This window comes from Cedecea sp. NFIX57, assembly GCF_900177785.1.
GTDB lineage: Bacteria > Pseudomonadota > Gammaproteobacteria > Enterobacterales > Enterobacteriaceae > Cedecea > Cedecea neteri_C.
In genome coordinates, this window is record NZ_FXAS01000004.1 from 1 (window position 1) to 22,687 (window position 22,687).

Here is a 22,687-nt window from a genome sequence, read left to right on the forward strand (position 1 = left end):
GCTGGTGACCATCCTGAATGCAATGCTTCGGGATAATAAAGAATGGGTGACGACATAGCGCCACCCTTGACTTTAAACACAGCTGCTCTCCCTTTCGGGGAGAGGGCCAGGGTGAGGGGGAAATCACCCCATTAAACTTACATGCGCCGCCACAATCTTCCAGCCTGACGCAAACCGGACCCAGGTCTGCATCTGGCGGCCAACCTTATCGCTGCCTTCCCGCGTAAACTCTGTGCTTGCCACTGCCAGATCGTCGCTAAATGTTGTAATGACGGTGTTTCTCAGCTGGCGATCCAGCCCCTTCGGCGAACGCCCGTTGCGGAAAGCGCGGATCTGCTCAATGCCATACAGGTTTTCCGTCGCCCCAAAACGCACGGTGCGGGCATCCTCCCAGAACAGCTGATCCAGAACGGCGACGTCGTTGGAAATCAGCGCCTGCTCATAGCGATAAAATGCCGCAGTGACTTCATTTAAAACGGCCGGGCGGTCGATATTATCTCGCATCATTTAACTTACCTTCGTCTGTAAAATACCCTGAGATTCCAGGCGGCGAGCAGCCTGCAAACATACGTCTTCCCGCCACGGTGCGGCAATTAATTGCACGCCAATTGGTAAACCGCTGGCCGCGATCAGCGGGGCGCTGACAACCGGCAGCCCGAGGAAAGAGATCGGCTGCGTCAGGATCCCCATACTGGCTTTGACCGGGATCTCCTGCCCGTTGATGTGCATGGTCTGCTGGCCGATAAGCGTGGCGCTGCAGGGCGTGGCGGGCGCAATAAGCAGATCAAAATGGTCAAACAGCGGCAGCGTGCGATCGCGGAACCAGGCCCGGAAGCGCTGTGCCTGCGTATACCAGGCCGACGGCGTCATGGCCCCGGCCAGCAGGCGTTCGCGCGAGTTAGGTTCGAAGCGTTCAGGGCTGGCTCGCAGCGCAGGCAGGTACTGATTTCCCCCTTCGGCGGCAGTCAGTAAAAAGGCGGCCGAGCGGGCAAGCTCAGCTTCCGGCATAGAAACTTTTTCCATAGCCTGGAGCGCTTTGGCCACCCGGTTAACGGCTTCTTTCGCATCCCCATCACACCAGTTTTCAAAGAAACCATCCAGCACCGCCACGCGAAGCGGCGTATCACGTTCAAGCGCTGCGCAAACCGGCTCAATGGCGCGCGAAGCCTGAAAAGGATCGCTGCTGTCGTACCCTTGCAGCACATCGTAAACCGCCGCGACATCCTCCACGCTACGAGCCAGTGGGCCGATATGGTCGAGGCTCGCGACAAAAGGATGGCTGCCGCCGCGCGACAGGCGACCAAAAGTTGGCTTCAGGCCCACAAGCCCGCAAAGCGAAGACGGAACGCGAATTGAGCCGTTGGTGTCGGTGCCAAGGGTGAAATTCACCATGCTTGCTGCCACTGCCGCCGCTGAGCCACCGGACGAACCGCCCGCAATACGCGAGAGATCGTGGGGGTTTTTGGTGGCTCCGTAATAACTGTTTTCCGTGGTGAAGCCGTAGGCATAGGCATCCATATTCAACGCCCCGCTTAGCATTCCCCCCGCTTTTTGTAGCTGCGTAATGGCGAAAGCATCGTCGGATGCTGCCGGTTGTCCGGCAAACAGCTCCGCGCCTGAAAGGGTTGTTACCCCCTTAATATCGAAAAGATTTTTTACTGCGTAAGGCACACCCGCCAGCGCAGGCAAAGGGCTGCCGCTGGCAATAAGCTGGTCAACCGAGGCGGCCTCTGCCAGCAGACGGCTCTGAGTGACTTCGGTAAAAGCGTTTAGCTGCGGGTTTCGCTGTTCAATCTTTGCCAGCGTTTGCTGGGCCAGTTCGGTAGCTGAAAAATCTTTGTCCCGCAGCCCCTGTTGGATCTGGCGGATAGAAAGGGCGGTCATAATGTATAGACTCCGGCGGTTTCCTGGCGGTCGGCAAGCGGGAAGGCCATTAGCGGTTCAGCCATGGCCGCAATGCGTGCCAGCTGCAACTCGAGCTCTTTCCGGCGCTCGTCGGTCAGCGGCACGGCGAGCAGTTGCTCCATCAGGGCAATGTAGTGCTGCCAGTCAAAAGAAGATTGGTTCATTCGCATTTTCCTCAAAAGCCTGCGGCGCTGCCGTTGCTGCGCGGGTCCCACGCACCTTCGAGCATGCCATTGGTATGTCTGACGATGGCGCCGGCGTGGCCGACAATCTCGCTAAAGGCGGGGACTGTTTCTACCTCGTGTCCAAGGGCTTCAAGCGCGCTTACGGTGTCCTGACTGAAGCGGCTCTCAAGCTTGAGGCTGTCGGAAACCTGCCCCCAGGTGCGGCCGAGCAGCCAGCGCGGGGCGGAGATCGCCTCCTGTAAATCAACGCCCTGAAGCACATAGCGGGTAAAGATTGTGGCCTGTGTCTGTGGCTGCCCGTCGCCCCCCATCGAGCCGTAAACCAGCGTTCTGCCATCGGCGAGCCTGGCCGCCGCCGGATTCAGGGTGTGGAACGGTTTTTTGCCCGGCGCCAGCGCTAGCAGATGCTCTGCATCGAGGCTGAAAGAAGCGCCGCGGTTTTGCCACAGCACGCCGCTTTTAGGCAGCACAACCCCGCTGCCGAATTCGTGATAAATACTCTGGATAAACGACACAGCCAGGCCGTTACCGTCTATAACGCCCATCCAGACCGTGTCGCCGGGGCCTTTGCCTTTACCCCACGGGGCGGCGCTTTGGTCGTCAATTTTCGCGGCCAGCAGATCCAGCTCTTCGGGATCTAACAGATTTTGTATTGAGGTCGCGATCAGGCGCGGGTCGGTGATATGTGTGTCGCGAAGCGCAAAGGCTTTTTTAGTGGCTTCCACGATGCGGTGTACGGTCTGAACTTCACTGGCGTTTGCCATCGACAGGCGGTCGGTAATGCCGAGGATCGCCAGCGAGACCAGCCCTTGCGTCGGCGGGGCGAGGTTAAAAACTTCCCCGGCCTGGTGCTCAAGCCGAAGCGGTTTGGTACGAGTGGCCCGGTGTGCGGCCAGATCGGCCGCTGTGACTGGCAGCCCCAGTTCGGCCAGCTCTTCGGCAATGATTGAGGCCAGAGGGCCACGATAGAAACTGTCCAGGCCTTCAACCGTCATTCGCGTCAGGGTCGCGGCCAGTAGGGGCTGCGTGAAACGACTCCCGATCGCGGGCACTTCACCACGCTGCAGGAACGTGTCGGCAAAACCGGGAATATCAACCAGCTCGGCGTATTTGCTTTGTGTCGCGTTCGCCTGAGAGGCGGTGACCGGGATCCCGTCCGCCGCATAGCGAATAGCGTCTGCCATCAGGCGGGAAAGCGGCAACTGCCCGCCGCCAAGCTCTGACGACACTTTTAGCGCTTCTGCCCAGCCGCTCAACGTGCCGGGCACGGTCAATGCAGCGCGAGTGCCGCGATGGGGAATGGCGCGTTCTCCCCGGTAGAAATCCAGCGATGCCAGTGAGCCGGCAGCGCCGCTGGCGTCGATGGCAACGGGTTCGCCTTCAGGCGGAACAATCAGCCAAAATCCGTCCCCGCCTATGCCGTTCATATGCGGATAAACCACCGCGATAGTAGCGGCTGCGGCGACCATCGCTTCAATCGCATCGCCGCCCTGACGCAGGACGGAGAGCGCACTTTCAGAGGCCAGATGGTGAGGCGTCACCGCCATACCACCGGGGGCCATATTGCTTTGCATATTTTTCTTCTCTTGCAGGAATTCCGCTCGGATAGGGAAATCAGAAGCAAGAGATGTTCCAGGTTGACGAGGATCGTTTCACTGTGTCAGGCTTCGATGAAACAAAAGTTACAGGAGTCAGCATGAAACAGTTAGACGAGCGGTTGCGGGCGTCATGGGCGCTTTTTTCCCCACAGGAGCAGCGCGTGGCCTCGTTCATCGTTGACCATTTTGATGACTTGATCAGCTACAACAGCGCTGAGCTGGCGCGGCTTTCAGGTGTGTCCAAGGCCACCGTGAGTCGCCTGTTTAAGCGCTTAGGTTATGAGCGCTACAAGGATATGCGCGAAGAACTTCGTACCCTGCGCCAGAGCGGGATGCCGCTGACGGAAAACCGCGATGCCGTGCAGGGCAACACGCTGCTGGCGCGCCATTACAAGCAGGAAATGGCGAACCTTACTCAACTGGTGAATCAGCTGGAAGCAGGCCCTTTTGCCGAAGTGGTCACTGCCCTTGTGACCGGGAAGCGTCTGTTTATCATCGGGATGCGTAACTCCTGGCCGGTGGCGATGCACTTGCGCCAGCAGCTTTTGCAGGTGCGCAGCGGCGTACATTTGCTCCCGCAGCCGGGGCAGACGCTGGCGGAAGAGCTGGTGGATATTGGCCCGGAAGATTGCGTCGTCACCGTGGCATTTCGCCGCCGGACACGCATTATCAAGCCGCTGCTGGCAAGCCTGCAGCAGCGCGGTATACCGCTGGTGGTGTTGAGTGAGCCCGGTTCAGTGGGGCTGACCACCCACTCTGGCTGGCATTTGAGCGCGCCGCTCGATAGCGTTTCGGCGTTCGACAGCTACAGCAGCGCCATGAGCCTGGTGAATTTACTGGCTAACGCGGTACTGCATGAATCATTGACCAGCGGGCGTCAGCGTATCCATAATATCGCTGAATTGTATACAGAGCTGGACGAGCTCGAACAGCGTTAATGCTCCTCACTGGTGCAGCTGCACAGTTCGGGTGAGCCAAAAGAGTTCATCGTTTTTACCCAAACCTGTTTTTCCGCGCTGGCTTAGGTCTGTCAGCCGGAAAAAATTTTGCCTGCGGCTGGCACATTAGTTGCAAAAGATGATTATAAGAATCTTTTGTTTCAATCTCAGACTCAAGGAATCGCCATGTTTGATATTCAGCAGTTTTCCCAGATCAATCCGCCGCACCGTTTGCTGATGGGGCCAGGCCCGATCAATGCCGATCCGCGCGTGCTGCGTGCCATGGCGAGCCAGCTTATCGGCCAGTATGACCCGGTGATGACGGGTTACATGAATGAGGTGATGGTGCTGTACCGCCAGCTCTTCCGCACGGAAAACAAGTGGACGATGCTGGTGGACGGCACTTCCCGCGCCGGGATCGAGGCCATTTTACTGTCGGCTATTCGCCCTGGCGATAAAGTGCTGGTGCCAGTGTTTGGCCGCTTTGGTCACCTGCTGTGTGAGATTGCCCGCCGCTGCCGCGCTGAAGTGCACACCATTGAAGTGCCGTGGGGTGAAGTGTTCAGCCCGCAGCAAATCGAAGACGCCATCAAAGCGGTGAAACCTCGCCTGCTGCTGACCGTGCAGGGCGATACTTCCACCACGATGCTGCAGCCGCTGGCCGAACTGGGTGAGATCTGCCGCCGCCACGGCGTGCTGTTTTACACCGATGCCACGGCGTCGTTTGGCGGGAACGAACTGCTCACCGATGCCTGGGGACTGGATGCCGTTTCCGCCGGGCTGCAAAAATGTCTGGGCGGCCCGTCGGGCAGCTCACCGGTCACCCTTAGCCCGCAGATGGAAGAGGCAATTCGCCGCCGTAAATGCGTGGAAGAAGGCATTCGCACCGCCGCCCATCAGGACGGGGACGAAGAGATGATCTACTCCAACTACTTCGATCTGGGCATGATCATGGATTACTGGGGGCCAGAACGCCTGAACCACCACACGGAAGCGACGAGCATGCTGTTTGCCGCCCGCGAATGCGCCCGCGTTATCCTGGAAGAAGGTCTGGATGAAGGCATTGCCCGTCATGAATTACATGGCAGAGCAATGGTGGCGGGGATCCAGGGCATGGGGCTGGAGACCTTTGGCGACCTTAAGCACAAGATGAACAACGTCCTCGGCGTGACTATCCCGACTCAGGTTCACGGCGAAGAAGTGCGTAAACTCCTGCTGGAAGATTTCCATATCGAGATCGGCACCTCCTTCGGCCCGCTGCAGGGCAAAATCTGGCGCATCGGCACCATGGGCTATAACGCCCGTAAAGACTGCGTGCTGCAAACGCTCACCGCGCTGGAAGCGGTGCTTAACCGCCTCGGCTTTAAAAGCGTGCAGGGTGAAGCGATGCAGGCGGCGTGGAACGTTTACGCACAGGGTGCCCGTTAATGGGCGCGCCGCTTATGGATGCTAACTATGCCGCGGTTGCCGCCCAGCGCGTCATGGACAGAGCCGACCAACTGGCCGCTATCAGCGAAAGCGCGGGCCAGCTGACCCGCGTTTACCTTTCGGTGCAGCATTTGCGGGCGAATCAGCTGGTGGCCGGCTGGATGGAGCAGCTCGGCATGACGACCTGGCAGGATGCGGTCGGCAATATTTGTGGGCGCTATGAGGGCAGACAAGAAGGCGCGAAGGCGATTCTGCTGGGGTCCCATCTTGATACGGTACGCAATGCGGGTCGCTACGATGGGATGCTCGGCGTTCTGTGCGCCCTGGAAGTTGTCGCCTACCTTTATCAAAACAATACCCAGCTCGAACAGGCTATCGAAATTGTCGGCTTTGGCGATGAAGAGGGCACCCGGTTCGGGGTTACTCTGCTGGGGAGCCGGGGTATCACCGGCAGCTGGCCTGAACACTGGCTGAGCTGTGAAGATGCCAGCGGCGTCAGCGTGGCGCAGGCCATGACGATTGCCGGGCTGGATCCCACCCGGATTGCCAGCGCGGAGCGGCCAAAAAGCGATTTCAGCGCTTACCTTGAACTGCATATCGAGCAGGGACCGGTTCTTGAAGAGCAGGGGCTTGCGCTGGGCGTGGTCACAGCCATTAACGGCGCCCGTCGTCTGAACTGCAGTTTTACCGGCCATGCGGGCCATGCCGGGACGGTGCCGATGGCGCTGCGCAAAGATGCGCTGGCCGCCGCCGCCGAGTGGATGACCTGTATTGAATCCGCCACACGGCGTCACGGCCCTGACGAAGTCGCTACCGTGGGGACGTTAAGCTGCGCGCCAGGTGCGGTGAACGTCATCCCCGGCGATGTTCAGCTTACGCTGGATATTCGCAGCCCGCGGGATGAAAGTCTGGTGAGCTTGCTGGGCCAGCTTCTTGCCGAAGGGGAAGCGATTGCCGCCCGCCGCGGCATGCAGTTTAGTGCAGAAGCTTACTACGCCATTCCGGCTACTCCCTGTGATGCTGTGCTGCAGGCAACACTAACGCAGGCGGTGAGCGAAGTTCAGGGGCGTAGTCTTTCGTTACCAAGCGGCGCAGGGCACGACGCCATTGCGATCGCCGGGCGTTGGCCGAGCGCTATGCTGTTCGTTCGCTGCGAGAAGGGGATAAGTCACCATCCGGCGGAATCGGTGACGGAAAGCGATGTGGCCCGTGCCGTCCAGGCTTTTACTCGCGCCGTCACTCTGCTGGCGGAATAATAAAAAACCGGCCTGAACTGGCCGGTTTTTTATGCTTTCATGCTCAAAGGCTGAAAGGATCGGCATCCTGCCAGGCAGGGAATTTCTCCCGGTACTCCCGCAGCGCAATCAGCGAAAGATCGGCATCAAGTCGGGCTGCCTGGTGCGGTTCAACGCTTGCCAGGATCTCGCCCTGAGGGCTGATGATCCGGCTGTCGCCCCGGTAATGGTGGCCGTTGCCGTCGGTGCCCACGCGGTTGCAGCCTGCCACATAAGCCTGGTTCTCGATTGCGCGCGCCTGGAGCAGGCTTTGCCAGTGCAGCGAGCGCGGCGCGGGCCAGTTGGCGACGTACAGCGCCAGATCGTAGTCGTTGCGGTTACGGGACCACACCGGGAAGCGCAGGTCGTAGCAAACCAGCGGTAAAATACGCCAGCCCTTCCACTCAATAATCACGCGTTCTTCCCCGGCCTGATAATGATGATGCTCATCAGCCATGCGGAACAGGTGGCGCTTATCGTAGAAGTGAACTTTGCCGTCCGGCTGAACCAGCAGGAAGCGGTTCACCGGCCCTCGTTCGGTTTGCAGGGCTGCGCTGCCGGCGATCATCGCCTGCGTTTGCTGGGCTTTGAACTGCATCCAGTCAATCACTTCCTGTTCCGGCATTGACTGCACGGCGGCTTCCATCGCAAAGCCGGTGGTGAACATTTCCGGCAGAATAATCAGGTCACGCCCGCGCACGCCCTCCAGCAGCACATCAAAGTGACGCAGATTTGCGGCACCGTCCATCCAGACGAGCGGTTGTTGCAGAACGGAAACTTTCAGACCAGACACTATCGGCAGCCTCTTAGCAGAATATTTCTTCCACTGTAGCACGAGAAAACGTGCTTTTGTTGGCAATAAAAACCCCGCTTTCGCGGGGTTAATGGTCAGGCGGCTTCAACCTTTCTGTGCTTTTCCGGCACCTTCACCGGCTGTGTCGCCAGCGCCTCCGGATCAAACTCATCCACGTTGATACTGCGCAGGCGGCTTGCTTCGGCTTTGGTCAGAATCGCCGCTTCATCGGCGGTGATCTTGCTTTCACCCAGCAACTGCTTCGCCAGCTCATCCAGGCGAGTGAACGGCAGATTGCGCTTCAGCTCTTTGCACACGCGCTGGTGGATTGGCTCGGCGGCCATAATATCCAGCAGAGCGGCTTCCAGCAGGCCAGCCGGGTTATGCTCGCTTGGCGTCAGGTACTGACCGCGACCAATACGCGACCGGGTTGCGGACGGCACCTGCAGGATTTTTGCCAGCTTGTGGTCCAGCACATCGGACGGCGCATCGTAACGGCGACCCAGCGGGAAGATAACCAGGCGTAGCGAGCCGGCCACAAAGCGGTTCGGGAAGTTACGCAGCAGATCATCAATCGCCTGTTCCGCCTGGAACAGCGCATCCTGCACGCCCCAGTGAACCAGCGGCAGATCGGCCTCGTTACGACCTTCGTCTTCGTAGCGTTTCAGCACCGCCGTCGCCAGATAAAGCTGGCTCAGCACATCACCCAGGCGAGCAGAGATACGCTCCCTGCGCTTCAGACTACCGCCCAGTACGGCCATAGAGACATCCGACAGCAGCGCCAGGTTTGCGCTCAGGCGGTTGATGTACTGGTAGTAGCGTTTGGTGGCATCGCGGGTTGGCGTGCTGCTGCCCAGACCGTTGGTCAGGCCCAGCCATAGGCTGCGCATTTTGTTGCTGCCCACGTGGCCGATGTGTTTGAACAACAGCTTATCGAAGGCATTCACATCGTTATTCTGTGCCGCGGCCATCTCTTCCAGCACGTACGGATGGCAGCGAATTGCGCCCTGGCCGAAGATGATCATGCTGCGGGTCAGAATGTTGGCGCCTTCAACGGTGATGGCGATCGGCGCGCCCTGGTAAGCACGGGCCACAAAGTTAGTGTCACCGAGCATGATGCCTTTCCCGCCGACAATATCCATCGCATCAAGAATGGCACGCTGGCCGCGGTGGGTACAGTGGTACTTAACAATCGCAGACAGTACGGCAGGTTTCTCACCGAGCACGATACCGTAGGTAATTAAAGAGGCGGCAGCATCCATCACGTAGGCGTTACCGGCGATACGTGCCAGCGGCTCTTCAATCCCTTCCATTTTGCCGATAGAGATTTTGAACTGACGGCGGATATGCGCGTAAGCACCCGTTGCCATCGCCACGGATTTCAGGCCGCCGGTGGCGTTAGACGGCAGGGTAATGCCGCGACCTACGGACAGGCACTCAACCAGCATACGCCAGCCCTGACCGGCCATTTTCGGGCCACCGATAATAAAGTCGATAGGGACAAAGATGTCTTGCCCACGGGTTGGGCCGTTCTGGAACGGCACGTTCAGCGGGAAGTGACGCTTGCCGATTTCCACGCCAGGGGTGTGGGTTGGGATCAGCGCACAGGTAATGCCGAGGTCTTCTTCGCCGCCGAGCAGGCGGTTCGGGTCAGACAATTTAAACGCCAGACCCAGCACAGTGGCGATAGGGGCGAGAGTGATATAGCGTTTGTTCCAGGTCAGGCGCATACCGAGCACCTGTTCACCCTGCCATTCCCCCATGCAAACCACGCCGCTGTCCGGGATTGCACCGGCATCGGAACCGGCTTCCGGGCTGGTCAGCGCGAAGCAAGGAATTTCCAGACCGCGCGCCAGGCGTGGCAGGTAGTGATCTTTTTGCTCTTCGGTACCGTAATGCTGCAGCAGTTCACCAGGACCTAAAGAGTTAGGCACGCCGACGGTAATCGCCAGGATCCCGGACACGCCGGACAGCTTTTGCAGGACGCGAGCCTGTGCATAGGCAGAAAACTCAAGGCCGCCGTACTCTTTTTTGATGATCATCGCGAAGAAGCGATGCTCTTTCAGGTAAGCCCACAGCTCAGGGGGCAGATCGGCCAGTTCATGGGTGATCTGGAAGTCGTTCGCCATGCGGCAGGCTTCTTCCACCGGGCCATCAAGGAACGCCTGTTCTTCTGCGGTCAGCTTTGGCTGCGGGTAGTTATGCAGTTTCTGCCAGTCCGGCTTGCCGCGGAACAGATCGCCTTCCCACCAGGTTGTACCGGCGTCGATAGCTTCTTTTTCGGTACGGGACATTGGCGGCATGACTTTACGGAAGCCACGGAAGATCGGCGCGGAGATCAGCGATTTACGCAGCGGGGTCACCAGCAGCGGCACCAGAATCACCGCCAGCGGAACCAGCACCCAGAATGACCAGATGCCAGCGAAGCCCAGCGCGGCGGTCCACGCGAGCAGAATCAAGCTGCTAAGTAGCAGATTTGCCTGGTGATAGAACAACACACCCAGCAGAACAACGGTAAGGACAATGCTTAAAATCAACATAAAGAAAGCTCCCTTGCTTGTAGGAGGTCTGACCACTTGTGATGTATTGGTTGTAGTGGATGTTGCTTTCTTTAGCAATGTGTTTACAAAATAATTACAACCTTGCTCACATTGTTGCGGCACTTCCGGGGAAAACCCCGGCTTAACGCGCGGGGTTACGCTTCTCGCTTTCGGCGCTATCCGGTACACTGCGGGATGTGAAATTCACTCAAACCTCAAGGACCTCCTCATGTACCAGGATCTTATTCGTAGTGAGCTCAATGAAGCGGCGGAAACGCTGACTAACTTCCTTAAGGATGAAGCCAATATTCATGCCATTCAGCGCGCAGCGGTGCTGCTGGCAGACAGTTTCAAAGCGGGTGGCAAAGTACTGTCCTGCGGGAACGGTGGCTCACACTGCGATGCTATGCACTTTGCGGAGGAGTTAACCGGCCGCTATCGTGAGAACCGCCCGGGCTACCCGGCGATAGCGATTTCTGACGTGAGCCATATCTCCTGCGTCAGCAACGATTTTGGCTACGACTATGTCTTCTCTCGCTACGTTGAAGCCGTTGGCCGCGAAGGCGACGTGCTGCTGGGGATTTCCACTTCCGGCAATTCCGGCAATATCATCAAAGCGATTGAAGCTGCCCGCGCGAAAGGCATGAAAGTCATTACCCTGACCGGTAAAGACGGCGGCAAAATGGCCGGTACGGCAGACATCGAAATTCGCGTGCCGCACTTCGGCTATGCGGACCGCATTCAGGAAATTCACATCAAAGTGATCCACATCCTGATTCAGTTAATCGAAAAAGAAATGGTTAAAGCTTAGCCCGTAATGCCCCTGCTCCTCCCGGAGCAGGGGCATTCGTTGTGGGAGAGAAGAGATGTGCGAACTGCTCGGGATGAGTGCCAACGTACCGACGGATATCTGTTTTAGTTTTACCGGACTGGTGCAGCGCGGAGGCGGAACAGGCCCCCATAAAGACGGCTGGGGTATTACCTTCTACGAAGGGAAGGGGTGCCGTACTTTTAAAGATCCGCAGCCGAGCTTTAACTCGCCCATCGCCCGCCTCGTCCAGGACTACCCGATTAAATCCTGCTCGGTTGTGGCGCACATTCGCCAGGCGAACCGCGGCAAAGTGGCGCTGGAAAATACCCATCCGTTCACCCGCGAACTGTGGGGCCGCAACTGGACCTATGCCCATAACGGGCAGCTAAAGGGTTATCGCACGCTGGAAACGGGGACGTTCCGCCCGATTGGTGAAACGGACAGCGAGCAGGCGTTCTGCTGGCTGCTGCATAAACTCACTCAGCGCTACCCGCGCACGCCGGGCAATATGGAAGCGGTGTTCCGCTACATCACTGAACTGGGTGCAGAGCTAAGAGAGAAGGGCGTGTTTAACATGCTGTTGTCGGACGGGCGCTATGTGATGGCGTTTTGCTCGACGAACCTGTTCTGGATCACCCGCAGAGCGCCATTCGGCGTCGCTAAACTGCTGGATCAGGACGTGGAAATTGATTTTCAGGAAGAGACCACACCGAACGATGTGGTCACGGTCATTGCGACTCAGCCGCTGACCGCCAACGAAACCTGGCACAAAATTGAGCCAGGCAAGTCGGCGTTATTTTGCCTCGGTGAGCTTATAGTTTGAAGCCAGCTGCGGCTGAACTGGCGTCATCACGGCAGGTTTGCTGATTATGTAGTTCCCGCTGACCACGGCCACGCCCGGTGGCTGATGGTTAGCCGCGAAGTAGTCATAGCCCGGTTTCAGCTCTTTCCAGAAGTTGATGTAGGTGGAGTACTTGTGGCGTTCCATATTGGCGTCGGTCATGCGGAACGGGAAAATACTGACCTGCACGCGCGGCTGGCCAAACACCAAAGCCCCGGTCACAAACTGGAAGATTTCGTCGATGCCGGAGTCGGTCATGGCATAGCAGCCAATCGACACGCAGGCGCCATGAATCATCAGGTATTTCCCTTCATAGCCGTGAGCGCGGTCAAATTCATTCGGGAAGCCGATATTAATCGCTTTATAGAAGCGGCTGTCCGGTTTTAACTGACTGCGATCAACGCTGTAAAAACCTTCCGGGCTTTTAAAATCGCCCTGACGCTGTTTTGGCCCCAGGCCGCCGGAATAGTTACAGATGCGGTAGCTGTTGAGGAGCTGATACTGCTCGCCCATCTTCACCCACAGTTCCAGGGTGCGCTCTTCTTTAAAGATTTGAATATAAACCGGGGAGCCCATTAGCTGCTGTCTGCTATCTTTGCCGACAGGGGCGGCGACACCGCTGCTATTAAGCAGGCTGGCGAAAGAGAAAAACGGCATAGAGAGCATCGCAATAATCAGTGCGATCTTACGCATACTGCTTGATTCCTTGATAAACCTGAAACTAACAGCCAGGACGGCTAAAGGGACCCGAAATCAGAAAATTCTGTACAGGATTGCGCTCACATTAGCATTGTGGGTGATTTTCGCAAGTTCCGGAAAGGCGCGTTTACACATTTTATTGGAATCAATTGGCGTTTTTGCGGTGCGTCACTCTATGCCCATCGTGACGACATTCACTGGGGTGTTAATCGCCAGCCCGCGACAGTTTCCTCATTTCGAAAATTAACTGTATACTTATCCAGTGTTGTTTTTCTGGTTGAGTGGATATGCGCAAAATCATTCATGTCGATATGGACTGCTTTTTTGCCGCCGTTGAGATGCGTGATAATCCGACCCTGCGCGATATTCCACTGGCCATTGGCGGCAGCGCCCAGCGGCGCGGTGTGATCAGCACGGCGAACTATCCTGCCAGAAAATATGGCGTGCGCAGCGCGATGTCGACCGCGATGGCGCTGAAACTGTGTCCACACCTTACTCTTCTGCCTGGGCGATTTGAGGCTTACAAAGAAGCCTCTGACCATATCCGCGAAATCTTCTCCCGCTATACCCCGCTCATCGAACCTTTGTCGCTGGATGAAGCCTACCTGGACGTCACTCATAGCGAGCACTGCCAGGGATCGGCCACGTTGATGGCCCGCGAAATTCGCCAGGCCATCGCCGACGAACTGAACCTGACCGCCTCGGCCGGTATTGCACCTATTAAGTTTCTGGCAAAAATCGCTTCCGACCTCAATAAACCGAACGGCCAGTATGTGATTACGCCCGACCAGGTGCCGGACTTTTTGGCAACGCTGCCGCTGGGGAAAATCCCCGGTGTAGGTAAAGTGACTGCGGCGAAGCTCGAAACCCTTGGCCTGCGAACCTGCGCCGACGTGCAAAATGCGGACCTGGCCATGCTGTTAAAGCGCTTTGGGAAATTTGGCCGGGTACTTTGGGAGCGCAGCCAGGGCATTGATGAGCGGGAGATCAGTAACGATCGCCAGAGAAAGTCGGTGGGGGTAGAGCGGACGCTGGCGGAAGACATTCACGAGTGGCATGAGTGCGAAGAAATTATCGAACGCCTGTACCCGGAGCTTGAGCGGCGGCTGGCCAAAGAGCGGGCCGATCTGCGCATCGCCCGGCAGGGCATTAAGCTCAAGTTTAATGACTTCCAACTGACGACCCAGGAACACGTCTGGCCGAAGCTGAATAAAGAAGATCTGATCGCCACCGCCCGTAAAACCTGGGAGGAGCGGCGGGGAGGGCGCGGCGTCCGGCTGGTGGGGTTGCATGTGACCCTGCTTGATCCGCAACTGGAGAGGCAGTTGCTGCTGGGATTGTAAATAAGACCCTCATCCCGGCCTTCTTCCAGGAAGGGAGAAGGAGAAAAACAGCGTTATCGCTGAAAGTAAGGCAGACAAAGAAGATCCTCTCTCGATTTTAGAGAAATCGTCAGGGAGAAAGCGGAAAGTAAGGCAGATAAAGAAAATCCCCTATCCCTTGAAGGGAGAGGGGTAGGGGGAGGGGAAACTTACTTCGCCGGAATCGCCTTCAGCAACTCGGTCAGCAGAATCCAGTACTGGCCAACGCTCTCAATATGTACCTGCTCGTCCGGGGAATGCGGGCCGGTAATCGTTGGCCCGATGGAAACCATGTCCATCTCCGGGTACGGCTTTTTGAACAGACCGCATTCCAGACCGGCGTGGATAACCATGATGTTCGGCGTTTTGTTGAACAACTTCTGGTAAGTCTCACGCACCAGGGCCATCACCGGAGACTTAGCGTCCGGCTGCCAGCCAGGATAGCTGCCTTTCGCCACGGTTTTTGCCCCGGCCAGTTCACCCAGGGACTCCAGCACGCTGACCACATAGTCTTTACCGGAATCGATCAGGGAACGAATCAGGCAGATAATTTCTGCGCTGTCATCGCTCATGGTTACGACGCCCGCGTTCAGGGAAGTCTCAACCACGCCTTTCACTTCATCTGAGTTACGAATCACGCCGTTTGGCGTCGCGTTCAGCAGGTGCAGGAAGGTATTGCGAGTTTTCGCGGTCAGCGCCTGTTTGTCAGACGTTGTGGCTTCCACCAGAACAGTAATGTTTTTCTCTACCGCAGACAGCTCGTTTTTCAGAACGGCCAGATAGTCATTAGCCGCAGACTTCAGCTCGGCCGCTTTCGCCGCAGGCACGGCCAGCGTGGCGAAGGCTTCGCGTGGAATCGCGTTGCGCAGGGTGCCGCCGTTCAGATCGAGCAGACGAATGTCCAGCCCGGCTGTTTGAGCCAGCAGGAAGCGAGCCAGCAGCTTGTTGGCGTTACCCAGGCCCAGATGAATATCTGCGCCGGAGTGGCCGCCTTTCAGCCCTTTGATGGTCAGCTTGAAGGTGTCAAACCCGGCAGGAACCGCTTCACGCTGCAGCGGCAGCGTAGTGATAAAGTCGATCCCGCCCGCGCAGCCCATGTAGATCTCACCTTCCGTTTCGGAGTCGGTGTTGATCAGGATATCGGCCTGCATCCAGCCTGCCTGCAGGCCAAATGCGCCGTCCATCCCGGCTTCTTCGGTCATGGTCAGCAGCACTTCCAGCGGGCCGTGGGACACGCTGTCGTCAGCCAGCACCGCCAGCGCGGAGGCCATACCGATGCCGTTGTCTGCGCCCAGCGTGGTGCCGCGCGCTTTTACCCACTCGCCGTCGATGTACGGCTGAATAGGATCTTTAGCGAAGTCGTGAACGGTGTCGTTGTTTTTCTGCGGCACCATGTCGAGGTGCGCCTGCAGCGCCACAGGTTTGCGGTTTTCCATGCCCGGCGTAGCAGGCTTGCGAATCAGGATATTCCCCACCTGGTCACGTTCGACGTGCAGGCCTTTTTCTTTTGCCCAGGACAGGATGTGTTCCGCCAGCGCTTCTTCATGGTAGGACGGATGCGGAATAGAACAGATTTTGGCAAAAATATCCCACAGCGGCTGTGGCGATAATTGAGACAATTCAGACACGTTGAGTCTCCCTGGAGTCGTTTTTTTGGCTGACCGGTTACGTTTTTAGCCGGGTTCAGATACACCACAAGCACGGCTTGCGCGATGTCCTGAGAATACCACTTTCTTTTGTTGCGTGAAGGCTGAATACGAGCAAAATCGGCTGCCAATGGCCTGCGGCACTGGTTTTTAGTGCGTCAGATCTCTATAATCTCGCGCAACCAAAACTCCTTCGAATACTTTTTAAGCCGTTATTTACAGGCCGGGACACTTCACATGAGCGAAAAATACGTCGTCACCTGGGACATGTTGCAGATTCACGCCCGCAAACTGGCTCAGCGTCTGCTGCCAGCCGAACAGTGGAAAGGCATTATTGCCGTTAGCCGTGGTGGCCTGGTGCCGGGCGCGCTGCTGGCTCGTGAACTGGGTATTCGCCATGTTGATACCGTTTGCATCTCCAGCTACGACCACGACAACCAGCGTGAGCTGACCGTGCTGAAGCGTGCGGAAGGCGACGGCGAAGGCTTCATTGTGATCGATGACCTGGTCGACACCGGTGGTACCGCGGTGGCCATTCGCGAAATGTATCCGAAAGCACACTTCGTCACTATCTTCGCCAAACCAGCCGGTCAGCCGCTGGTGGACGATTACGTGATTGATATCCCGCAGGACACCTGGATTGAGCAGCCGTGGGATATGGGCGTGGTGTTTGTGCCGCCGTTGGCTGGCCGTTAATCCCCCGTATTTGAGCTTTGTCATTTATTTGGCGCCCGGCATAGCCGGGCGTTTGTGTTATTTGGACCGTATCAGGCTACAATAGCGACGTTTCTCGTATTCATGGAGGCAGTGAAACGATGTCGCAGGCCAACCTCAGCGAAACCCTCTTTAAGCCCAGATTCAAACACCCGGAAACGTCCACGCTTGTCCGTCGCGCGCGGCATACCGCCACGCCCGCGATTCAGTCCGCGCTGGACGGCAAAAACGTGCCCCACTGGTACCGCATGATCAACCGCCTGATGTGGATCTGGCGCGGGGTTGATCCGCGTGAAATCCTTGAAGTCCAGGCACGGATTGCCTGCACCGACGCCGAACGTACCAATGATGAGCTGTTTGATACCGTGATGGGTTATCGTGGAGGAAACTGGATCTACGAATGGTCCAAGCAGGCGATGCTCTGGCAGCAGCGCGCGGGCCAGGAAACGGACGAAGAGAAAATCGGCAAATGCTGGCTGCAGGCGGCGAATCTCTACAGCATTGCGGCCTACCCGCACCTGAAAGGGGACGCGCTGGCGGAACAGGCTCAGGTGCTGGCTAACCGGGCTTATGAAGAGGCCGCGCCCCGGCTGTCCGGCGGGCTGCGTGAGCTTGAGTTTCCAATGACCGGCGGCGGCACCATCAGCGGCTTCCTGCACATGCCAAAAGGGGCAGAAGGGCCATTCCCGACCGTGCTGATGTGCGGCGGCCTTGACGCCTTACAGAGCGATTATTACAGCCTGTTTGAGAAATATTTTGCCCCGCAGGGCATTGCAATGCTGACCATCGACATGCCGTCAGTGGGCTTCTCCTCTAAGTGGAAACTGACCCAGGATTCCAGCGTGCTGCACCAGCACGTGCTCAAAGCGCTCCCGAATATTCCGTGGGTTGACCACACTCGAGTTGCAGCATTTGGCTTCCGCTTTGGCGCCAATGTTGCCGTGCGGCTGGCCTACCTCGAAGCGCCGCGTCTGAAAGCCGTCGCCTGCCTTGGGCCGGTGGTGCACTCCCTGCTGAGCGACCCGCAGCGCCAGGCCAACGTGCCGGAAATGTATATCGACGTGCTGGCGAGCCGCCTGGGAATGACCAGCATCTCCGATAGCGCGCTGAGCGTGGAGCTAAACCGCTACTCCCTGAAAACGCAGGGCTTGCTCGGCCGCCGCTGCCCAACGCCGATGCTATCCGGTTTTTGGGAAAATGACCCGTTCAGTCCGGAAGAAGAATCCCGTTTAATCACTTCGTCATCTGCCGACGGCAAATTACTCCAGATCCCGTTCAAGCCGGTGTATCAAAATTTTGACAAGGCGCTCAAAGAAATTACCGGCTGGGTGAAACAAAGATTACGTTAAATATTTGCTAAATGACGACGGTTTGCTAAAACAGTTGCTTCACAACAGGAGATCGTAATGACGTTACCGAGTGGACACCCGAAAAGTAGACTGATCAGAAAGTTCGCCTCGCTTGGCCCGTATATCCGGGAAGAGCAGTGTGAAGACAACCGTTTCTTCTTCGATTGCCTGGCGGTGTGCGTTAACGTAAAGCCCGCACCGGAGAAACGCGAGTTTTGGGGATGGTGGATGGTGCTGGAAGCCCAGGAAAAGCAATTTACCTACACCTGGCAATTCGGCCTCTTTGATAAAGATGGCAAATGGACAGCCACCCCGGCAAAAGATAAAGAAGTGGATGAAAAACTGGAGCAGACGCTGCGCGGTTTCCACGGACGCCTGAAAGATTTACTCGCCACCCTTGAGCTTGGGCTGGTGCCTGCCGAGAACTTTGCGGAAAAGCCGCTTAAACTCTCCGCCTGAAAATAAAAAATCCCCGTCAACCTGACGGGGATTTTTTTGTCCGCAGTATCGCGAATTAGAACTGGTAAACCAGGCCTACTGCAACAACGTCGTCGTTGTTGAGCTTCAGCTTGTTGTTGTCGCTCAGCTGGTTGATTTTGTAATCAACAAAGGTAGACATGTTTTTGTTGAAGTAGTAAGTCGCTGCTACGTCGATGTATTTCACCAGATCCGCATCGCCCACGCCTTCAATATCTTTCGCTTTAGACTGCACGTAACCGATGGATGGACGCAGGCCGAAGTCGAACTGGTACTGAGCAATGGCTTCGAATGCCTGGTTTTTGTTAGCGAAACCGCTCACTTTGGTGGACACGCCATTGATGAGGGACGTCCCGCTCAGCACGGTCATGTTGCTGGTTTCAGCGTAGATAGCGGCCAGGTAAACGTTGTTTTTGTCGTATTTCAGACCGGTGGTCCAGGCTTCAGCTTTGTCGCCTTTACCGAACGCGCCAGTTTTCTGCAGGTTGGTACGGCTAGAGTTCGCGTATGCAGCCCCTACGCTCAGACCGGTGTCAGCGATGTCGTAAGACAGGCTGGTGCCGAAGCCGTCGCCGTTCTGTTTGGACGTATCACGACCGTCGTTCTGGTTCTTGCCCTGGTATTGCAGAGCCATCTTCAGGCCGTCAACCAGACCGAAGAAGTTATTGTTACGGTAGGTCGCCAGGCCGTTAGCGCGGCCGGTCATGAAGTTGTCGGTTTTAACGAAAGAGTCGTCGCCGAACTCTGGCATCATATCGGTGTAAGAGGCGATGTTATACAGCACGCCGTAGTTACGACCGTAGTCGAAGGAGCCAAAGTTACCGGCTTTCAGGCCAGCAAATGCCAGACGCGTTTTTGCTGCGGTTGGATCACCTTCAACTTTGTTGCCGGCAATCTGGTATTCCCACTGACCGAAACCGGTCAACTGGTCGTTAATCTGGGTTTCGCCTTTGAAGCCGAAACGAGCGTAGGTTTGGTCACCATCAGCGCTGTTGTTATCGCTGAAGTAATGTTCGGCTTTTACGCGTCCGTACAGGTCCAGCTTGTTGCCGTTCTTGTTATAAACTTCAGCTGCCTGAGCCGCAGAAGCCGCCATGATGCCCATTACCACTAATGCCAGTGTGCTCTTTTTCATTTGTTATCCCAAGAATGATGAACGCTTGCAAAATTGTTCTGGGAGTCGGGCTCCCGCTAAAAACAGGAAGGGTTTTATCGTTCTCAGATTAAAGATTTATGACAATTTAGGAGAAAGATTAAATAAACGTAATAAAGTTTATATGTCATAAAAATGTAAAATATATCCGATATCGTCAGCGATCCTTTCTCGCGGATTAGTCCTTTTCCCACGCCGCCTGTTGGCAAGCCGCGCGACTCCTGTTACAACGTCATCTGGCTTTTTAATTTCCCTTTTTTTGTAGAAACGGCAGAGAATCATGAGTGACAGCCAGACGCTGGTCGTAAAACTAGGCACCAGCGTATTAACCGGTGGCTCCCGCCGCCTGAACCGCGCCCATATTGTTGAACTGGTTCGCCAGTGTGCCCAGCTGCACGCGGCGGGGCATCGTATTGTGATTGTGACCTCCGGGGCGATTGCCGCCGGGCGTGAACACCTCGGCTACCCCGAACTCCCCGCCACCATCGCATCCAAGCAGCTGCTGGCCGCGGTAGGGCAAAGTCGCCTGATTCAGCTCTGGGAGCAACTGTTCTCTATTTACGGCATTCACGTCGGGCAGATGCTGCTGACCCGCGCCGATATGGAAGATCGCGAACGTTTCCTTAATGCCCGCGACACGCTCAGAGCGCTGTTAGATAACAATATTGTGCCGGTCATTAATGAAAACGACGCTGTGGCGACGGCAGAAATCAAAGTCGGCGATAATGACAACCTTTCCGCACTGGCCGCGATTCTGGCCGGGGCCGACAAACTGCTGCTGCTCACCGACCAGCAGGGCCTGTACACCGCTGACCCGCGTAATAACCCGGAAGCGGAACTGATTAAAGAAGTGCACGGCATTGACGATGCGCTGCGCGCCATTGCGGGCGACAGCGTGTCCGGCCTCGGCACGGGCGGTATGGGCACCAAGCTCCAGGCCGCCGACGTGGCCTGCCGCGCGGGTATCGACGTGATTATCGCCGCGGGCAGCAAGCCGGGTGTTATCGGCGATGTCATGGCCGGCAACCCTGTGGGGACGCGCTTCCACGCGCAGCAGTCGCCGCTGGAGAACCGCAAACGCTGGATCTTCGGCGCGCCGCCGGCCGGTGAAATTACCGTGGATGATGGCGCATTATCCGCTATTCTGGAGCGCGGCAGTTCATTACTGCCCAAAGGCATCAAAAGCGTGAGCGGCAACTTCTCCCGTGGGGAGGTGATCCGCATTCGCAGCCTGGAAGGGCGCGACATCGCCCACGGCGTTTGCCGCTACAACAGCGACGCCCTGCGCCGTATTGCCGGGCATCACTCCCAGCAAATCGACGACATCCTCGGCTATGAATACGGCCCGGTGGCCGTGCATCGCGACGACATGATTGTGAATTAAGGAGCAGATCAATGCTTGAACAAATGGGCAAAGCGGCAAAAGAGGCCTCTTACCAGCTGGCACTGCTCTCCGGCCGCGAAAAGAACCGCGTGCTGGAAAAAATTGCCGACTACCTTGAAGCGCGTTCGGAGCAGATCCTGACCGCGAACCAGCAGGACGTGGATGAGGCGCGTAAAAACGGCCTCAGCGAAGCCATGCTGGACCGCCTGCAGCTCACCCCGGCCCGCCTGAAAGGCATCGCCGACGACGTGCGCCAGGTGTGCAGCCTGGCCGATCCGGTCGGGCAGGTGATCGACGGCGGGCTGCTGGACAGCGGGCTGCGCATCGAGCGCCGCCGCGTGCCGCTTGGCGTGGTGGGCGTGATTTATGAAGCTCGCCCGAACGTCACCGTGGACGTCGCCTCCCTGTGCCTGAAAACCGGCAACGCGGCAATTCTGCGCGGCGGGAAAGAAACCTGGCGCACCAATAACGCCACGGTAGCGGTGATCCAGCAGGCGCTGGAAGAGTGCGGCCTGCCAAAAGCGGCGGTGCAGGCAATAGAAAACCCGGACCGGGCGTTGGTTACCGAAATGCTGCGCCTCGATCGCTACATCGACATGCTGATCCCTCGTGGTGGCGCGGGCCTGCATAAACTTTGCCGCGAACAGTCGACGATCCCGGTGATCACCGGCGGAATCGGCGTGTGCCACATCGTAGTGGATGATACCGCCGAGATTGAACCGGCGCTGAAAATCATTGTGAACGCCAAAACTCAGCGGCCGAGCACCTGTAACACGGTGGAAACGCTACTGGTGCACCAGGCGATTGCCGACACCTTCTTGCCTGCCTTGAGCAAGCAAATGGCTGAGTCCGGCGTGACGCTGCATGCGGACGAGAAATCACTGCCTGTGCTGCAACACGGCCCGGCGGCGGTGGAAGCGGTGAAAGAGGCAGATTACAACGACGAATGGCTGTCGCTGCACCTGAATGTGAAAGTAGTGGCAGATCTCGATGATGCCATCGCCCATATTCGCGCCCACGGCACCCAGCATTCGGATGCCATCCTCACCCGCACGCTGCGCAACGCGAACCGCTTTATTAACGAAGTGGATTCCTCGGCGGTGTACGTCAACGCCTCAACCCGGTTCACCGACGGCGGCCAGTTCGGCCTTGGCGCGGAAGTGGCGGTCAGCACCCAGAAGCTGCACGCCCGCGGCCCGATGGGGCTGGAAGCCTTAACCACCTACAAATGGATCGGTTTCGGCGACGACACGATTCGTGCGTAATTGAAGAGAGGGTGATGCAAAAACCAGCAGTCAGTTTGATAAGTGGTTGACGCATCACCCCATCTTACTTACCCTTTCACACCGCAGCCACGCTCGTGGCGCGCCCTGAAAGCCGATATAGCTCAGTTGGTAGAGCAGCGCATTCGTAATGCGAAGGTCGTAGGTTCGACTCCTATTATCGGCACCATTTCAACTTCCTTAAACGTCCGTATTAGTCCATAAAAAATCTGATTTATAACGTTTTTTCTTCTTTTTATTCCATAGTAGTCCGTAATCATCCAGTAGAATCCGGTACTGAATGTGTATAGGATTGTGTATATGTTCCT

General features: G+C 57.1%; 20 protein-coding genes and 1 tRNA gene. 12 read left to right on the forward strand and 9 right to left on the reverse strand.

The features are described from left to right. Positions 1 to 123 precede the first annotated feature (123 nt). The 4 genes from hpxZ to B9Y90_RS03925 are packed head-to-tail and all read right to left on the reverse strand — an operon-like array spanning position 124 to position 3,664. Positions 124 to 507: an oxalurate catabolism protein HpxZ gene (gene hpxZ / locus B9Y90_RS03910; protein WP_085540277.1), complete on the reverse strand. Its 384-nt coding sequence runs from the start codon at positions 505 to 507 to the stop codon at positions 124 to 126. Further along, the gene (locus B9Y90_RS03915; RefSeq protein ID WP_085540278.1) at positions 508 to 1,884 is read right to left on the reverse strand and encodes an AtzE family amidohydrolase; all 1,377 of its coding nucleotides are present in this window, start codon (positions 1,882 to 1,884) and stop codon (positions 508 to 510) included. Further along, positions 1,881 to 2,069 carry an oxalurate catabolism protein HpxX gene (hpxX, locus tag B9Y90_RS03920; RefSeq protein WP_085540279.1) on the reverse strand — a complete coding sequence of 63 codons (189 nt, stop codon included), beginning with the start codon at positions 2,067 to 2,069 and terminating at the stop codon, positions 1,881 to 1,883. The genes B9Y90_RS03915 and hpxX overlap by 4 nt, the downstream gene beginning before the upstream one ends. Before the next feature lie 11 nt (positions 2,070 to 2,080). Beyond that, a complete protein-coding gene (locus tag B9Y90_RS03925) occupies positions 2,081 to 3,664 on the reverse strand; it encodes a gamma-glutamyltransferase family protein (protein ID WP_085540280.1) in 1,584 nt (527 codons plus the stop codon). A gap of 122 nt (positions 3,665 to 3,786) precedes the next feature. On the opposite strand from B9Y90_RS03925, the gene B9Y90_RS03930 reads away from it, so the two are divergent. From B9Y90_RS03930 to hpxK, 3 genes are all read left to right on the forward strand, one after another. Next, entirely contained in the window at positions 3,787 to 4,626 is an 840-nt protein-coding gene (locus B9Y90_RS03930; protein ID WP_085540429.1) for a MurR/RpiR family transcriptional regulator, read from the forward strand. Between the two features lie 186 nt (positions 4,627 to 4,812). Next, positions 4,813 to 6,054 (forward strand): pyridoxal-phosphate-dependent aminotransferase family protein, encoded by a 1,242-nt coding sequence (locus tag B9Y90_RS03935; protein WP_085540281.1) that lies wholly within the window; start codon positions 4,813 to 4,815, stop codon positions 6,052 to 6,054. Beyond that, a complete protein-coding gene (hpxK, locus tag B9Y90_RS03940; RefSeq protein ID WP_085540282.1) occupies positions 6,054 to 7,310 on the forward strand; it encodes an allantoate amidohydrolase in 1,257 nt (418 codons plus the stop codon). The genes B9Y90_RS03935 and hpxK overlap by 1 nt, the downstream gene beginning before the upstream one ends. Positions 7,311 to 7,353: 43 nt before the next feature. Here the strand turns inward: hpxK and B9Y90_RS03945 are convergent, their stop codons facing one another. After that, on the reverse strand, positions 7,354 to 8,121 hold the full coding sequence (locus tag B9Y90_RS03945; protein WP_008457303.1) for an amidohydrolase: 768 nt from the start codon (positions 8,119 to 8,121) through the stop codon (positions 7,354 to 7,356). Between the two features lie 95 nt (positions 8,122 to 8,216). Further along, positions 8,217 to 10,661, reverse strand: a complete 2,445-nt coding sequence (gene fadE / locus B9Y90_RS03950; protein ID WP_085540283.1) for an acyl-CoA dehydrogenase FadE — start codon at positions 10,659 to 10,661, stop codon at positions 8,217 to 8,219. Between the two features lie 229 nt (positions 10,662 to 10,890). On the opposite strand from fadE, the gene lpcA reads away from it, so the two are divergent. Then, positions 10,891 to 11,472: a D-sedoheptulose 7-phosphate isomerase gene (gene lpcA, locus B9Y90_RS03955; RefSeq protein ID WP_061278478.1), complete on the forward strand. Its 582-nt coding sequence runs from the start codon at positions 10,891 to 10,893 to the stop codon at positions 11,470 to 11,472. A 55-nt stretch (positions 11,473 to 11,527) separates the two neighbouring features. Further along, complete coding sequence (locus B9Y90_RS03960) at positions 11,528 to 12,295, forward strand: class II glutamine amidotransferase (RefSeq protein ID WP_039290522.1); 768 nt, start codon at positions 11,528 to 11,530, stop codon at positions 12,293 to 12,295. On the opposite strand, the gene dpaA is transcribed toward B9Y90_RS03960, so the two are convergent. Further along, a complete protein-coding gene (dpaA, locus tag B9Y90_RS03965) occupies positions 12,266 to 13,006 on the reverse strand; it encodes a peptidoglycan meso-diaminopimelic acid protein amidase (RefSeq protein WP_039290525.1) in 741 nt (246 codons plus the stop codon). The two genes, B9Y90_RS03960 and dpaA, sit on opposite strands and share 30 nt — an antisense overlap. A 293-nt stretch (positions 13,007 to 13,299) precedes the next feature. On the opposite strand from dpaA, the gene dinB reads away from it, so the two are divergent. Then, a complete protein-coding gene (gene dinB / locus B9Y90_RS03970) occupies positions 13,300 to 14,355 on the forward strand; it encodes a DNA polymerase IV (RefSeq protein WP_085540284.1) in 1,056 nt (351 codons plus the stop codon). A gap of 188 nt (positions 14,356 to 14,543) precedes the next feature. On the opposite strand, the gene pepD is transcribed toward dinB, so the two are convergent. Continuing rightward, entirely contained in the window at positions 14,544 to 16,001 is a 1,458-nt protein-coding gene (gene pepD, locus B9Y90_RS03975; protein WP_085540285.1) for a beta-Ala-His dipeptidase, read from the reverse strand. A 255-nt stretch (positions 16,002 to 16,256) separates the two neighbouring features. On the opposite strand from pepD, the gene gpt reads away from it, so the two are divergent. The 3 genes from gpt to crl all read left to right on the forward strand — a co-directional run bounded on the left by gpt (position 16,257) and on the right by crl (position 18,541). Beyond that, positions 16,257 to 16,715: a xanthine phosphoribosyltransferase gene (gpt, locus tag B9Y90_RS03980; protein ID WP_008457349.1), complete on the forward strand. Its 459-nt coding sequence runs from the start codon at positions 16,257 to 16,259 to the stop codon at positions 16,713 to 16,715. A gap of 119 nt (positions 16,716 to 16,834) precedes the next feature. Then, the gene (frsA, locus tag B9Y90_RS03985; protein WP_085540286.1) at positions 16,835 to 18,082 is read left to right on the forward strand and encodes an esterase FrsA; all 1,248 of its coding nucleotides are present in this window, start codon (positions 16,835 to 16,837) and stop codon (positions 18,080 to 18,082) included. Positions 18,083 to 18,139: 57 nt separating this feature from the next. Further along, complete coding sequence (crl, locus tag B9Y90_RS03990; RefSeq protein ID WP_039290542.1) at positions 18,140 to 18,541, forward strand: sigma factor-binding protein Crl; 402 nt, start codon at positions 18,140 to 18,142, stop codon at positions 18,539 to 18,541. 55 nt (positions 18,542 to 18,596) lie between these two features. Here the strand turns inward: crl and ompC are convergent, their stop codons facing one another. Next, positions 18,597 to 19,694 (reverse strand): porin OmpC, encoded by a 1,098-nt coding sequence (gene ompC, locus B9Y90_RS03995; protein WP_085540287.1) that lies wholly within the window; start codon positions 19,692 to 19,694, stop codon positions 18,597 to 18,599. A gap of 298 nt (positions 19,695 to 19,992) precedes the next feature. On the opposite strand from ompC, the gene proB reads away from it, so the two are divergent. The 3 genes from proB to B9Y90_RS04010 all read left to right on the forward strand — a co-directional run bounded on the left by proB (position 19,993) and on the right by B9Y90_RS04010 (position 22,548). Next, positions 19,993 to 21,096 carry a glutamate 5-kinase gene (gene proB, locus B9Y90_RS04000; protein WP_085540288.1) on the forward strand — a complete coding sequence of 368 codons (1,104 nt, stop codon included), beginning with the start codon at positions 19,993 to 19,995 and terminating at the stop codon, positions 21,094 to 21,096. 11 nt (positions 21,097 to 21,107) lie between these two features. Beyond that, the gene (gene proA / locus B9Y90_RS04005; protein ID WP_085540289.1) at positions 21,108 to 22,361 is read left to right on the forward strand and encodes a glutamate-5-semialdehyde dehydrogenase; all 1,254 of its coding nucleotides are present in this window, start codon (positions 21,108 to 21,110) and stop codon (positions 22,359 to 22,361) included. 111 nt (positions 22,362 to 22,472) lie between these two features. Next, positions 22,473 to 22,548, forward strand: a tRNA-Thr gene (locus B9Y90_RS04010). Positions 22,549 to 22,687 lie beyond the last annotated feature (139 nt).

What these genes read in the sequence shown, in the direction of transcription:
- ompC (WP_085540287.1), bottom strand. Translation starts at nt 19,694, where the DNA reads ATGAAAAAGAGCACACTGGCATTAGTGGTAATGGGCATCATGGCGGCT.
- gpt (WP_008457349.1), top strand. Translation starts at nt 16,257, where the DNA reads ATGAGCGAAAAATACGTCGTCACCTGGGACATGTTGCAGATTCACGCC.
- hpxZ (WP_085540277.1), bottom strand. Translation starts at nt 507, where the DNA reads ATGATGCGAGATAATATCGACCGCCCGGCCGTTTTAAATGAAGTCACT.
- frsA (WP_085540286.1), top strand. Translation starts at nt 16,835, where the DNA reads ATGTCGCAGGCCAACCTCAGCGAAACCCTCTTTAAGCCCAGATTCAAA.
- B9Y90_RS03915 (WP_085540278.1), bottom strand. Translation starts at nt 1,884, where the DNA reads ATGACCGCCCTTTCTATCCGCCAGATCCAACAGGGGCTGCGGGACAAA.
- lpcA (WP_061278478.1), top strand. Translation starts at nt 10,891, where the DNA reads ATGTACCAGGATCTTATTCGTAGTGAGCTCAATGAAGCGGCGGAAACG.
- crl (WP_039290542.1), top strand. Translation starts at nt 18,140, where the DNA reads ATGACGTTACCGAGTGGACACCCGAAAAGTAGACTGATCAGAAAGTTC.
- hpxX (WP_085540279.1), bottom strand. Translation starts at nt 2,069, where the DNA reads ATGAACCAATCTTCTTTTGACTGGCAGCACTACATTGCCCTGATGGAG.
- B9Y90_RS03935 (WP_085540281.1), top strand. Translation starts at nt 4,813, where the DNA reads ATGTTTGATATTCAGCAGTTTTCCCAGATCAATCCGCCGCACCGTTTG.
- dpaA (WP_039290525.1), bottom strand. Translation starts at nt 13,006, where the DNA reads ATGCGTAAGATCGCACTGATTATTGCGATGCTCTCTATGCCGTTTTTC.
- hpxK (WP_085540282.1), top strand. Translation starts at nt 6,054, where the DNA reads ATGGGCGCGCCGCTTATGGATGCTAACTATGCCGCGGTTGCCGCCCAG.
- B9Y90_RS03930 (WP_085540429.1), top strand. Translation starts at nt 3,787, where the DNA reads ATGAAACAGTTAGACGAGCGGTTGCGGGCGTCATGGGCGCTTTTTTCC.
- proA (WP_085540289.1), top strand. Translation starts at nt 21,108, where the DNA reads ATGCTTGAACAAATGGGCAAAGCGGCAAAAGAGGCCTCTTACCAGCTG.
- B9Y90_RS03960 (WP_039290522.1), top strand. Translation starts at nt 11,528, where the DNA reads ATGTGCGAACTGCTCGGGATGAGTGCCAACGTACCGACGGATATCTGT.
- dinB (WP_085540284.1), top strand. Translation starts at nt 13,300, where the DNA reads ATGCGCAAAATCATTCATGTCGATATGGACTGCTTTTTTGCCGCCGTT.
- fadE (WP_085540283.1), bottom strand. Translation starts at nt 10,661, where the DNA reads ATGTTGATTTTAAGCATTGTCCTTACCGTTGTTCTGCTGGGTGTGTTG.
- proB (WP_085540288.1), top strand. Translation starts at nt 19,993, where the DNA reads ATGAGTGACAGCCAGACGCTGGTCGTAAAACTAGGCACCAGCGTATTA.
- B9Y90_RS03925 (WP_085540280.1), bottom strand. Translation starts at nt 3,664, where the DNA reads ATGCAAAGCAATATGGCCCCCGGTGGTATGGCGGTGACGCCTCACCAT.